Genomic DNA, 12,508 nt, shown 5'->3' with positions numbered 1-12,508 from the left:
GACACCTCATGTTCGGCATTCCCGGCCAATCCCCCGTCACCATCACCCCCTCCGCGGTCAAGCAGATCCGCAAGCTGATGGACCGCGAGGGCCGCTTCGGCCTGAAGATCGGTCTGAAAAAGGGCGGTTGCGCGGGCATGGAATACACCATGCAGTATGTCGACTCGCCCGACGACAACGACGAGGTCGTGGAACAGGATGGTGCCCGCGTGCTGATCGCGCCCATGGCGCAGATGTTCCTCTTCGGCACCGAGATCGACCACGAAACATCTTTGCTTGAATCCGGCTTCAAGTTCCGCAACCCCAACGTGACGGACGCCTGCGGCTGTGGCGAGTCCATCAAGTTCAAGGATATCGAGGAACTGCAAGCCGAACGCGCCGGCAAGGATGCCTGACCGCCCGGGCCGCGGGCGACGCCGGGACGCTTGGCCTCCACACCGCGGTCCCTCCAAAGCCCGGCCCCTGCAAAGCCCGGCGCCGTGAAACCCCTGCCCCCCACCGCCCCCGTCGAAGGCTGCACGCCCTCATGAGCGTCACGCCCGAGGATATCGCCTTTGCCACCGATCTCTTTTCTGGCTTGGGCGACCTGGCGACGCGGCGCATGATGGGGGGTCTGTGCCTCTATCACCGGGGCACGATCTTTGCCCTGCTTCACTCCGATCTCGGTATCCTGATCAAGGGTGCGGGGGCCTTCATGGAAGAACTCGACGCCATGGGCTGCACCCGCTGGGCCTACACCCGCAAGGAGGGGCGCCCCGTCGCCATGCCCTACTGGACGCTGCCCACCGATTGCGAGGACGACCCGGAGGCAGCGGTGGCGCTCGCCCGCCGCGCGCTGAAGCATCTTTGACCGGGTCATCCGGCCGCGGGACCGGGTCGCCACAGGATACCGGCCGGGCGCACGCGCCCTTGACCTCCCGCCAATGACCGTGACACTTCCTCCCGACAGATCGAGGGGACGAATATGCGAACCAAACTCGCCGCAGGCAACTGGAAGATGAACGGCACCATGGCAGCGCTGGACGCGCTCGAAGCCATCGCCGAAACCTCCGTCAACGGCCCGGCGGAGGTACTGATCTGCCCACCCGCCACGCTGATCCACGCCGCCCGCTCCCGCTCCGGCACGGTGGCCATTGGCGGACAGGATTGCCACGCGGCAGCCTCCGGCGCGCATACCGGCGATCTTTCCGCGGCCATGCTGAAGGATGTGGGCGCCGACTATGTGATCCTCGGCCACTCCGAGCGCCGCACCGATCACGAGGAAACAAGCGCCCTCGTGCAGGCCAAGTGCCGCACCGCCTGGGCGGCAGGGCTGAAGGCCATCGTCTGTATCGGCGAAACCCTTTCCGAGCGGGACGCGGACAAGACCCTCGACATTATCGGTGACCAGCTCGCCAGTTCAATTCCGGACGATGCGACCGGCGACAAACTCGTCGTCGCCTATGAACCTGTATGGGCCATCGGCACCGGCAAGGTCCCCACCACGGGCCAGATCGGCGAAGTGCACGATTTCATCCGGCGTGGCCTCGAAGACCGTTTTGGCACGGGCATCGGGGGCTCCGTTCGCCTGCTCTACGGTGGCTCCGTAAAGGCCACCAACGCCGCCGAGATCTTCGCCGTCTCCAACGTCGACGGCGCGCTGGTCGGCGGCGCCTCTCTGAAGGCTGCGGACTTTGTTCCCATCATCGCGGCCCTGAACACCAGCGCCGGATAAACCGCGTCGCCCGAACTTCACGCATGGTCCAGACGGCCCGCCCACGAAGACCGGCCCCGGGAGCCTGATCGCGCGGACTCCCGGTTCGGGTCAACAACCCACTTCCGGCGCGGGGGGCGCATCGCGCCCTCAGGGGTTCAGTTTCTCATCTACCGTCTCGGCCAGGGACTCCGTGCGGGCCGCGATCTCCGCCAGCGCATCCACGAGATCGGCCGGAATCACCGGCACTTCGACCTTTTCGGGCGCGGGAGCCGGGGCCGCCTTCGCCGCGTCCAACTCTGCCTTCATCGTGCGCAGCTGCGCCTCCGACTCACGGAGTTTCTCCTCCAGCCCGGCCGTCTTGTCCGCCAGCATCAGCCCGGCCATCAGCAGCATCCGCGCCTCCGGGATGCGGCCGATCTGTTCGACCAGCACCTGCGCCTCCGTGTCCAGCAGTGCGGCCGCCGAGATCAGGAACTGCTGTTCGCCTTCCTGACAGGCGACTTCGAAACTCCGCCCGCCGATCTGGATTTCCACCTCGATCTGGCTCATGCGCCTGCCTCCTCGGTCACGCCCGCTTCGGCCAGCAACGGCTCCAGCACTTCGATCAGCGCCTGCGTTTCGGCGGCGTCCACCGACCGGCTGGCGCGCATCGCCTCCAGCTCCGCCGCGAGTGCCTTGTTGATCAGCTGCGTGTCACCCACGCCCATGGCATTGGCCTCGCGCAGCTTGCCGTTGGCCTCCGCCAACTGGGCATTGGCCGCGCGCAGGCGCTGCACCTCCGCGTCGAGCGCGGCGATGCTCTGCGGGCCCGACGGCGCCGCAGCTGCCTGCGGTATCCGTTCCTTCAGGTGGCGCATGCGCTCGGTCAGCTGTGCGTTGGCGATTCTCTCATCCTCCAAGGCCTCGCGAAGCGTGCGCAACTCATCCTCCACCCGTGCCCAATCCGCCGATGGCACCGCGGGCGTACTTGGGGCGTCCGCCTCGCCGACGCTACCATGCGACGCAATGGCCGCCTCGGCCTCTGCGCGGATCGCGGCCAGCGCGCGATCGCGTTCCTCCGCCGCGCGGCTCAGCGCCACCTCGACGGCCTCGGCGACGGCGATCTCCTGCCCGGCGGCCGCCTCGTTCAGCGCGGTTTCGACCGCCTGCTCCATATCCGCCTGAAGCTGCGCACGAATTGCCTCCGCCGCAGCCTCCGCCGCATTGGCGCGGGCCTCAGCGGCTGCCTGCGCCGTCTCCAGCTCCGCCACGCGGGCTGACAACGCTTCGGTTTCGCCCGAACCAGCGCCCGGCTCGAATGTCTCGAGCCCGTAACCGATGCGGTCCAGCGCGCGCGAGATCCGCGCCTGCAAATCGTCGATCTGGGTCATCTGCCCTCTCGCCCCCATCTTTGACGGACCTTGTCATGACATCTTCGCGCAACACGACTTCGCGCGGCGAATCAACCCACGGTCCCTTGGGCAAAGTTTACCAAGGGATCGTGGAAATTGCGCCCCCCATAAATCCCAAGACCTTAGCAGGCGGTTTTCAACCACGAATCCGTGGTTTCATGGGCCAAACCTTGCCTTTCCGCCGATCGCTGCTATTCAGCGCGAAACGCTGCAAACCAAGGAACATCACGGTGGATATCCAAGAGCTTCGCACCCGCAACCCGGAACACTGGATGCGCTCGACCGCGATCCGCGCGCTGGCGCTCGACGCCGTCGCACAGGCGAATTCCGGCCACACCGGCATGCCCATCGGCATGGCCGACGTCGCCACCGTGCTGTTCTCGAAGCACCTCAAGTTCGACGCCTCGCAGCCCGAATGGCATGACCGCGACCGGTTCATCCTCTCGGCGGGTCACGGCTCCATGCTGCTTTATGCGCTCCTGCACCTGACCGGCGACCCGGAGGTGACTCTCGACCAGATCAAGGCCTTCCGCCAGTGGGGATCGAAGACCGCCGGCCACCCGGAGAACTTCCTCCTGAAGGGTGTCGAGATGACCACCGGCCCGCTGGGCCAGGGGCTGGCGCATTCCGTCGGCTTCGCCATGGCGGAGGAAATGCTCCGCGCCCGCTTCGGCGAGAAACTCGTCGATCACCACACCTATGTCGTCGCCGGTGACGGCTGCCTGATGGAGGGCGTTTCCCACGAGGCGCTCGGCCTCGCCGGCCGCTATGAACTCGGCCGCCTGATCGTGCTGTGGGACAACAACGACATCACCATCGACGGCAAGGTCTCGCTGTCGGACCGCACCGACCAGCCCGCACGCTTCGCCGCCTCCGGCTGGCACGTGCAGGAAATCGACGGCCACGACCCGGAGGCCATCGACGCCGCCATCGCTGCCGCCAAGACCGACCCCCGTCCCTCGATGATCGCCTGCAAGACGCATATCGCCCTCGGCCACGCCGCGCAGGACACCTCGAAGGGCCACGGTGCGCTGACCAACGCAGAGCAGAACACCGCTGCAAAGGAGGCCTGGGGCTGGACCACCGGCCCCTTCGAGGTCCCCGCCGAGATCAAGTCCTGGTGGGAAGAGATCGGTTCCCGCGGCGCCGCCGACCGCGAGGCCTGGGAACAGCGCCTGTCCGAACAGTCCGCCGCCCGCCAGACGGAATTCGCCCGCACCATGGCCGGGGACACGCCAAAGAAACTCTCCGCCACCATCAAGGCGCTGAAAAAGCAAGTCTCCGAAACCACGCCCAAGGTCGCCACCCGCAAGGCGTCGGAAATGGCGCTCGAGGTCATCAACCCGATCATGCCGGAAACGGCGGGCGGCTCCGCCGACCTGACCGGCTCGAACAACACGCTGACCGGCGACATGGGCAAGTTCGACACGGACAACCGCAAGGGCCGCTACGTCTACTGGGGCATCCGCGAACACGGCATGTCCTCCGCGATGAACGGCATGGCGCTGCACGGCGGCATCCGCCCCTACGGCGGCACCTTCATGGCCTTCACTGACTACGCCCGCCCGGCCATGCGCCTCGCCGCGCTCCAGCACGTGCCCACGGTCTTCGTCATGACCCATGACTCCATCGGTCTGGGCGAGGACGGCCCGACGCACCAGCCGATCGAACACCTGGCGATCTCTCGCGCCACGCCCAACACGCTGGTCTTCCGCCCAGCCGACGCGGTGGAAACCGCCGAGGCCTGGGAAATCGCCCTGACGCAAAGCGCGACCCCCTCCGTGATCTCGCTCACCCGCCAGAACCTGAAGACCGTGCGCACGGAGCACAAGAACGCCAACCTCGTCGAAAAGGGCGCCTACGTCCTCGCCGACGCCGAGGGCAAGCGTCAGGTCATCCTCATGGCCACCGGGTCGGAGGTCGAGATCGCCATGGCCGCCCGCGACGCGCTGCAGGCCGAAGGCATCGGCACCCGCGTCGTCTCCATGCCCTGCTGGGAACTGTTCGAGGCGCAGGACGAGGCATACCGCCGCAAGGTCCTGCCCGCCGGTCCGGTGCGCGTGGCCGTCGAGGCCGCCTGCGGCATGGGCTGGGACAAGTGGCTCACGGGCGAGCGCGGCAAGCGTGACAAAGGCGCCTTCATCGGCATGACCGGCTTCGGCGCCTCCGCCCCCTACGAAGTTCTCTACGAGCAGTTCGGCATCACCTCGGCCAAAGTCGCCGAGGCCGCCAAAGCCCTGCTCTGACCCGTAGGGTGGGTTTCCAACCCACCTACCGCTTCAACACCAAAGGCCCCCACCACCCGGCGGGGGCCTTTCTCATGCCCTCCAAGCCCTCCGTAGGGTGCGTGATTTCACGCACCATCCTCCGCCAGACCTCTCGCGCACCTCAGTGGCAAAAACATACCGTGCAAAAATCCGTAGGGCGGGTTTCCAGCCCACCATTCTACGCCGCCAACCACGCAAAGCCGCGCCATCATGCTGGAAGCATGTCTCCGACATGACGGGCCGCGGTCCGGCGCTCCACCGGATTGGCGACCACTTTATCTCGCCAACGCCGAAAAAGCTCACGTCGGCAGCGACCCCCTGTCCAATCGCCGGGCCGAGGAGGCGGCCCGGCGACGGCGCGGCGGCTGTCAGCCTTGCTTCCGCGCAAAACTATAAGCAGGATGGACGAGAAGACCAGTTTGACGAGCCGATTTCCACGCTACTAAACTAAGGAAAATTATCAGTTGCCCACCGAGTACACACTCTCCCCTTCTGCAGAGCGAATAGACAGCGAAACGATTCAGCGCTTCAGACAGTTTCGAACACGCCACGCAGAGTTACGAGACAACTATCGTGATTATGTCGGCCAGGAAAGGATCGCAGTTAACACATTTGAAAAGACTAGTAACGGCGTACGATCAGGTGGTGAATACATTCCAAGGCATCGCCTCAAAGGGCTAAGTATGGATTATCGCGTTTTCCATCAGCAAGATGAACCAACGCATTTTAAAAGCATCATAAATAAAATGGATCGCTACTTTGCAGATTCGCCAGCACGCAGAGCCATTGCGCATGCGCGGAGCACATGGTCTTCGATTCCGATTGTAGACTGGCACGGTCTACCGTTTGACGACCTGTGTGATCAAGTCTTCAACTCGAAGTTCTTTCACTCCGACTCCGCCAAAAAGGAAAAATTGCAACACACCATGGAGAGGTTTGACTGGGGAACAATTGAGCGCCTGCTTCTGTACGGCGTTCGCTGGAGACTTTTTGCAATTCAGAACGTAAGTTTTCTGTTGGCTGATTGCACAGTAGATTATCAGTATATGCGAGTTCCCAAACGGTTTTCCGATTGATCCTCGTAGTGAGAGGGTGTGGAATATCCAGCATGCTCTAGAGTGCGTGCTCGCAGGCAACGCACCGCTCCAACCGCACCGTTATCCGCATCACTTCAAGGCACCGAGGGACCGCCCTTCCTTGTCCAGCGTCTCCACCAGCGGAGGAAGAAACTCGCGGCCCTCCGCCGGTCCGCATCCTCGGCCCGCTTCGCCTCCGTCCAGTCCGCCGCCTCCCAGGATCCTCGCCCAGGTCGAACGCGACATCGAACTCTGCGCCTTGACCCGGAACACCTGCCCAAACCGGCCACGAACCTCTGTTAGAGTTAGAGTGCGAGCCGACGTTCCCCGGCAAGGCCCGCAAATCGCCCAATTCCCCAATCGTTACCCTTAATGCCCGTTAACCACCGGCCCCACCGAACACCCGTTAACAACCGGCCGGAAAACCCACCCGAACCGGCCGGTTCATCCCATTATGACCCGTTAAGGCCCCTCTCCAATCCTTACCGGCTGGAGCCTCCCCCCGGGGCCCCACACAACATCTGGAGACCGCCCGCAGCATTAACCGCGCGCGCCGCGTTAACACACGCGGGGATACCGTCCGGAAACGGAGTCAGGAGCGATCTCTTGGGGAAGGTAAAGATGGTGGGTGGTGAGGGACTCGAACCCCCGACATCTTCGGTGTAAACGAAGCGCTCTACCAACTGAGCTAACCACCCGCGTTCCGCTGATTTAGCCAAAAGCGGCGGCACTGGCAAGCCCCTTCGCGGACCTTTTATAGCGCTCCACACGGCGGAAAAACGCAAGAGGCGCACCACCTTACGGGGCGCGCCTCAGGTAATCTGGTGGGTGATAAGAGATTTGAACTCCTGACATCTTCGATGTGAACGAAGCGCTCTACCACTGAGCTAATCACCCGGTAGCGCGGCTTTTAGACTCACTCGGGTGACTGCGCAAGGGGGGGTTGCGCAGAAATATTTCCCTACAGGATGCTGGGCGGAAGCGTTTAAAGTCGGCTGTTCCTGCCTCTCTCCATCCTACTATTGTTCGGATACAGGTCCGACGCCCGCCCGAAACGCATCCCCACGTGTGACCGCTTCCGTGGCGGCCTGGGATCCGTCCTCCCGCACCGGAACGCGCAAAAGCGAGGCCCAACGGCTGTGTCGGCTTCCACGTCCATTAAAGGACCACGCCGACGTCTTCCGCCGCCAGTGTGGATTGATCTCCTGCGCACAATCTTCCATCCGTCTTATGAGAGTTCAAGGGTCGCCTTGGCCCGACGGTACAGTCCGGCCATCAAGACGCCGTGCGTCTCACCCCGCCGTCTACAAGGCATATCGCTTTGACAGCGGTAGCCCGTTGCAAAAGTCACAGACCAGCCAAAACGTCACATATGCTCGGGACCTGCTTGACTCACGCGGATGTGAGGCCAATGTCTTCCGGTGTCCCTGAGTAAAGGATCAACCAGATGATAAGAATATTCGTTGCCGCTGTGTTCGCAACCGCCGCCACCATATCGCAGGCGGGCAGTTACGACGCACCTTCCGAACCGCCGATGATGCCGCCGGTCGTGATCGAGGAAGAGGCCGCCTCCAGCAGCGCGCCCTCCGCCGGTCTCGTGCTGGGGTTGATGACCATCATCGTCTTCAGCGCCGCCGTCGCCAACTGATTGGCTACAGGAGCGAAACACGAAAAAACCCCGGCGCTTGCGCGTCGGGGCTTTCTTTTTCAGGTGTAAGCTCAGTGCGCCACGGAACTGCCGAGGCTGTCCTCTGAGGCCGTCTTTGCCGCAGCGGCGGCGGCGGCTTCCTCTGCTTGCTCGTCCCACTCGATCGAATCCGGCTTGGAAACCAGCGCGGCATCGAGCACTTCGGACACGTGCTTCACGGGAATGATTTTCAGCCCCTCCTTCACGTTATCCGGGATGTCGGTCAGATCTTTTTCGTTCTCCTCGGGGATGAAGACCGTCTTGATCCCCCCCCTGAGCGCCGCCAGCAGTTTCTCCTTCAGACCACCGATGGGCATGGCATTGCCGCGCAACGATACCTCGCCCGTCATCGCCACATCCTTGCGCACCGGGATACCCGTCAGCACCGAAACGATAGACGTCACCATCGCCAGACCGGCGGATGGCCCGTCCTTCGGCGTCGCGCCGTCGGGAACGTGCACGTGGATGTCGATCTTGTCGAACTTCGTCGGCTTAACCCCGATTTTCGGGGAAATCGAGCGGACGTAGGACGACGCGGCATCGATCGACTCCTTCATCACGTCGCCAAGCTTGCCCGTGGTCTTCATCCGACCCTTGCCGGGCAGTTTCAGCGCCTCGATATGCAGCAGATCGCCGCCAACTGACGTCCAGGCAAGCCCGGTCACTACGCCGACCTGGTTTTCCTCCTCGGCCAGCCCGTAGCGATGCTTGCGCACGCCCAGGAACTCGTCGAGGTTGTCGGCCGAGACCACGACCCGATCCGTTTCCTTTTTGACGATCTTTGTCACCGCCTTGCGCGCCAGCTTTGCGATTTCACGTTCGAGATTCCGCACTCCGGCTTCACGCGTGTAATAGCGTACGATGTCCGTCAGAGCGGCTTCCTCGACGGTGAACTCCTTCGTTTTCAGTCCATGCGCCTTGGTCTGCTTCTCCAGCAGGTGCCGCTTCGCAATCTCGATCTTCTCGTCCTCGGTGTAGCCCGAGAGCGCGATGATCTCCATCCGGTCCAGCAACGGACCCGGCATGTTGTAGCTGTTCGACGTCGTCACAAACATCACGTTCGACAGGTCGTATTCGACCTCAAGGTAGTGGTCGACGAAGGTCGAGTTCTGCTCCGGATCGAGCACTTCGAGCATAGCCGAAGCCGGATCGCCGCGGAAGTCCTGCCCCATCTTGTCGATCTCGTCGAGCAGGATGAGCGGGTTGGTGGTCTTCGCCTTCTTCAGCGCTTGAATGATCTTGCCCGGCATCGACCCGATGTAAGTCCGGCGGTGGCCGCGAATCTCGGATTCGTCACGCACGCCGCCCAGCGAAATACGGATGAACTCACGCCCCGTGGCCTTCGCCATGGATTTGCCCAGCGACGTCTTGCCGACCCCCGGAGGGCCCACGAGGCACAGGATCGGGCCCTTCAGCTTCTGACTGCGCGCCTGCACCGCAAGGTATTCGACAATGCGTTCCTTAACCTTGTCGAGCGAGTAATGGTCCGCGTCCAGAACTGCCTGTGCACGGCCGAGGTCTTTCTTCACGCGCGACTTCGTACCCCACGGGATCGACAGCATCCAGTCGAGGTAGTTGCGGACTACCGTTGCCTCGGCCGACATCGGGCTCATGTTCTTGAGCTTCTTCAACTCGCCGTCGGCCTTTTCGCGGGCCTCTTTGGACAGTTTCGTCTCGGCGATCTTCTCTTCCAGCTCGGCAATTTCGCCCTCGCCTTCCTCGCCGTCGCCCAATTCCTTCTGAATGGCCTTCATCTGCTCATTCAGGTAATATTCGCGCTGGGTTTTCTCCATCTGCGACTTCACGCGGGTCTTGATCTTTTTCTCGACCTGCAGGACGGACATTTCACCCTGCATCAGGCCATAGACCTTTTCCAGCCGTTCGGAAATCGACAGCGTTTCCAGCAGTTCCTGTTTCTGGCCGACGTCCACGCCAAGATGCCCGGCCACAAGGTCGGCCAGTTGTGCGGGTTCGGTGGCTTCCGAAACGGCCGCCATGGCTTCCTCGGGAATGTTCTTCTTTACCTTGGTGTAGCGCTCGAATTCTTCGGCAACGGTGTGCACAAGGGCCTCGATGGCGGCTTTGTCGCCGGGCATCTCGGTCAGGTACTCTGCCTTCGCCTCGAAGAAACGGTCATTCTCAAGGTATTCCGCGATGCGCACGCGGCTCTGGCCTTCGACCAGCACCTTCACCGTGCCGTCGGGCAGCTTCAGCAGTTGCAAGACGTTGGCAAGCACGCCCGCCTTGTAAATACCGGTGGCATCCGGGTCGTCTACCGACGGGTCCATCTGGCTGGCAAGCAGGATCTGCTTGTCATCATTCATCACTTCCTCAAGTGCACGCACCGATTTCTCGCGGCCCACGAAGAGGGGCACGATCATGTGCGGGAACACGACGATGTCGCGCAGTGGCAGCACCGGGTAGGATGGGTTCAGAGGCTGTTTCATGCTCGCGTTTCCTGTTCTTGGCAGGATGCCCCGGCCCCGCACGGCGGCAGCGTGGCGCATCCCCGGTCTTGAGCGCTATATCTGGGGGGCCTACCCGCGCATTTCAAGCAGCGCTGGTGGACCCCACGGCCCTTATGGGATCAGAATGGCCCCCGCAGTCGGGGGGCGCAAGCGGGCTTTTGTGGACAAACGCGAGCAATCCCAATTGACCAACTGGCATGCCGCTGCCCAAACGAGGTGAGAAGACACCCGGCGCGGAGGGTGCACTTAGGCAATCACTGCCGGAGCCCGCCCCGGAGGAAGCGGCGCTCGGCACGTCCGGTCATACTGGTCCGGCTGGTCCGGCCAGAAATCAGCCAGTATCAGCCCTTCTTTTGGGCCGCCTTCATCCGAGCCAACAGCTCCGCCTTCGTGGCCTTGCCACCGCGTGCGTTCTTGCCCTTCGGCTGTTCCTTGTTGCCATCGAAGCGCGGTGCCCCCTTGGCTGACTTGGGTGCGCCGGATTTGCCGTAATCCATGTCGTATGCTCCTGTCGTGGCCCCGGATCCGCGTGACTGAGGGCGACTCGGGGCGACTCAGGGCACTGGTGGGGCAGATCGGCCCCCATCCTACAGGACAGGGGCCTTTCGCAAGCCTAATCCGCACGCAGACCGTCAAGCGGCTTCGTCACGCAGGAAGGGATAGTCGGTAAACCCATCGCGCCCGCCACCATAATAAGTTTCCGGGTTGCCTTCGTTCATGTGCGCCCCTTCCCGAAGCCGCAACACGAGATCCGGATTTGCGATGAAGGGCCGACCAAAGGCTACCGCGTCCACGGCGCCGTCCTCGACCTGCGCCATGGCCAGATCACGGTCATAGCCATTGTTGCCCATCCAGGCGCCGTCGAACCGCGCCCGCAGATCCGTGAGGATCTCCGGTGTCAGCCCGGCAGCGTCGCGCGGCCCGCCGGTCTGGCCTTCGACCATGTGCAGATAGGCGAGGCCGCGGCCCGCGAGGTAATCCACCACGAATTCCGCCAGCGCCTTTGGCCGGCTGTCCTCGGCCGCGTTCGCCGCCGAAAAGGGAGAGATCCGCACGCCCACCCGGGCCGGGTCCCAGGCGCCGATCACGGCGTCCAGTACCTCGCCCAGCAACTTCACCCGGTTCTCGAATGAACCGCCATAGGCGTCCGCGCGCCGGTTGGGTCCGTCCTTCAGGAATTGGTCGATCAGATAGCCATTGGCGGCGTGCACCTCCACACCGTCGAATCCCGCAGCCTTCGCGTTCAGTGTCGCTTTGCGAAAATCACCGACGATACGCTGGATCTCCGGCGCCTCCAACGCGCGCGGCGCAGAGACCTGAACCATCTTTTCGCCGTCGAAGGTTTGTACGCCCTCGGCCTGCACGGCGGAAGGCGCCACCGGGTCCTTGCCGTCCGCCTGCAACGAGGTATGGCTGATGCGCCCGACGTGCCACAACTGCAAGACGATCTTGCCGCCCGCCGCATGGACCGCATCGGTCACGGCCTTCCACCTCTCCACCTGCACGTCCGAGTGGATGCCGGGCGTCCAGGCGTACCCTTTGCCTTCGGGCGAAATCTGCGTCGCCTCCGTGATGATCAGCCCCGCGCTCGCACGCTGCCGATAGTAGTCCACATGCATCTCCATGGGGGCATCGTCTTCCGTCGCGCGGTTGCGCGTGAGCGGTGCCATGACGACGCGGTTCGCGACGTCGATGGCGCCAAGGGTGGTCGGGTCAAAAAGGCTGGTCATGATCGTCTCCTTTCGGGAGTTTCTCGAGTCTTCCCCCAATGCCCGCGCCCGCGCCCGCGTTCCGTCCCCGACCGCAGAGGGCCTGAGCGAAAGCGCACCCAAAACCGTATGCGCGCGCCTGAGCACGGCTCCTGCGCGACTTTCCGCAGACAACAATGATGTATCAATTTTCTCCGTAGCGCTAAAATTCGGC

The 12,508-nt window shown here is 63.3% G+C and carries 11 protein-coding genes and 2 tRNA genes; 6 read left to right on the top strand and 7 right to left on the bottom strand.

Features of this window, described 5'->3' with window-relative positions; genetic code table 11:
• Positions 1–8 precede the first annotated feature (8 nt).
• From J5474_RS05705 to tpiA, 3 genes are all read left to right on the top strand, one after another.
• Positions 9–395, top strand: a complete 387-nt coding sequence (locus J5474_RS05705) for a HesB/IscA family protein (RefSeq protein ID WP_209359831.1) — start codon at positions 9–11, stop codon at positions 393–395.
• Between the two features lie 131 nt (positions 396–526).
• Complete coding sequence (locus J5474_RS05700; RefSeq protein WP_209359830.1) at positions 527–850, top strand: TfoX/Sxy family protein; 324 nt, start codon at positions 527–529, stop codon at positions 848–850.
• A 114-nt stretch (positions 851–964) separates the two neighbouring features.
• Positions 965–1,714 carry a triose-phosphate isomerase gene (tpiA, locus tag J5474_RS05695; RefSeq protein WP_209359829.1) on the top strand — a complete coding sequence of 250 codons (750 nt, stop codon included), beginning with the start codon at positions 965–967 and terminating at the stop codon, positions 1,712–1,714.
• A gap of 129 nt (positions 1,715–1,843) precedes the next feature.
• Here the strand turns inward: tpiA and J5474_RS05690 are convergent, their stop codons facing one another.
• Both J5474_RS05690 and J5474_RS05685 read right to left on the bottom strand, forming a co-directional pair.
• The gene (locus tag J5474_RS05690) at positions 1,844–2,245 is read right to left on the bottom strand and encodes a cell division protein ZapA (protein WP_209359828.1); all 402 of its coding nucleotides are present in this window, start codon (positions 2,243–2,245) and stop codon (positions 1,844–1,846) included.
• A complete protein-coding gene (locus J5474_RS05685; RefSeq protein WP_209359827.1) occupies positions 2,242–3,066 on the bottom strand; it encodes a hypothetical protein in 825 nt (274 codons plus the stop codon). Before J5474_RS05685 ends, J5474_RS05690 begins: the two co-directional genes overlap by 4 nt.
• 251 nt (positions 3,067–3,317) lie before the next feature.
• On the opposite strand from J5474_RS05685, the gene tkt reads away from it, so the two are divergent.
• Positions 3,318–5,333: a transketolase gene (gene tkt / locus J5474_RS05680; RefSeq protein WP_209359826.1), complete on the top strand. Its 2,016-nt coding sequence runs from the start codon at positions 3,318–3,320 to the stop codon at positions 5,331–5,333.
• Positions 5,334–5,818: 485 nt separating this feature from the next.
• Positions 5,819–6,430, top strand: coding sequence for a hypothetical protein (locus J5474_RS05675; protein WP_209359825.1), 612 nt, complete (start codon positions 5,819–5,821; stop codon positions 6,428–6,430).
• A gap of 622 nt (positions 6,431–7,052) precedes the next feature.
• Here the strand turns inward: J5474_RS05675 and J5474_RS05670 are convergent.
• Both J5474_RS05670 and J5474_RS05665 read right to left on the bottom strand, forming a co-directional pair.
• Positions 7,053–7,128, bottom strand: a tRNA-Val gene (locus J5474_RS05670).
• Between the two features lie 124 nt (positions 7,129–7,252).
• Positions 7,253–7,327, bottom strand: a tRNA-Val gene (locus tag J5474_RS05665).
• Positions 7,328–7,877: 550 nt separating this feature from the next.
• On the opposite strand from J5474_RS05665, the gene J5474_RS05660 reads away from it, so the two are divergent.
• Positions 7,878–8,078, top strand: coding sequence for a hypothetical protein (locus tag J5474_RS05660; protein ID WP_209359824.1), 201 nt, complete (start codon positions 7,878–7,880; stop codon positions 8,076–8,078).
• Positions 8,079–8,149: 71 nt separating this feature from the next.
• Here the strand turns inward: J5474_RS05660 and lon are convergent, their stop codons facing one another.
• From lon to J5474_RS05645, 3 genes are all read right to left on the bottom strand, one after another.
• Positions 8,150–10,564, bottom strand: a complete 2,415-nt coding sequence (lon, locus tag J5474_RS05655; protein ID WP_209359823.1) for an endopeptidase La — start codon at positions 10,562–10,564, stop codon at positions 8,150–8,152.
• Between the two features lie 362 nt (positions 10,565–10,926).
• A complete protein-coding gene (locus J5474_RS05650; protein ID WP_209359822.1) occupies positions 10,927–11,082 on the bottom strand; it encodes a hypothetical protein in 156 nt (51 codons plus the stop codon).
• Between the two features lie 135 nt (positions 11,083–11,217).
• Positions 11,218–12,318 (bottom strand): alkene reductase, encoded by a 1,101-nt coding sequence (locus J5474_RS05645; RefSeq protein ID WP_342454012.1) that lies wholly within the window; start codon positions 12,316–12,318, stop codon positions 11,218–11,220.
• Positions 12,319–12,508: the final 190 nt, after the last annotated feature.

It is taken from the genome of Sagittula salina (assembly GCF_017813235.1).
Lineage (GTDB): Bacteria > Pseudomonadota > Alphaproteobacteria > Rhodobacterales > Rhodobacteraceae > Sagittula > Sagittula salina.
This window is presented reverse-complemented; position numbering and strand designations above follow the sequence as displayed.

Bases quoted from the DNA above. Each gene is read 5' to 3' on its own strand.
- J5474_RS05705 (WP_209359831.1), top strand. From the start codon at position 9: ATGTTCGGCATTCCCGGCCAATCCCCCGTCACCATCACCCCCTCCGCG.
- J5474_RS05700 (WP_209359830.1), top strand. From the start codon at position 527: ATGAGCGTCACGCCCGAGGATATCGCCTTTGCCACCGATCTCTTTTCT.
- tpiA (WP_209359829.1), top strand. From the start codon at position 965: ATGCGAACCAAACTCGCCGCAGGCAACTGGAAGATGAACGGCACCATG.
- J5474_RS05690 (WP_209359828.1), bottom strand. From the start codon at position 2,245: ATGAGCCAGATCGAGGTGGAAATCCAGATCGGCGGGCGGAGTTTCGAA.
- J5474_RS05685 (WP_209359827.1), bottom strand. From the start codon at position 3,066: ATGACCCAGATCGACGATTTGCAGGCGCGGATCTCGCGCGCGCTGGAC.
- J5474_RS05660 (WP_209359824.1), top strand. From the start codon at position 7,878: ATGATAAGAATATTCGTTGCCGCTGTGTTCGCAACCGCCGCCACCATA.
- lon (WP_209359823.1), bottom strand. From the start codon at position 10,564: ATGAAACAGCCTCTGAACCCATCCTACCCGGTGCTGCCACTGCGCGAC.
- J5474_RS05650 (WP_209359822.1), bottom strand. From the start codon at position 11,082: ATGGATTACGGCAAATCCGGCGCACCCAAGTCAGCCAAGGGGGCACCG.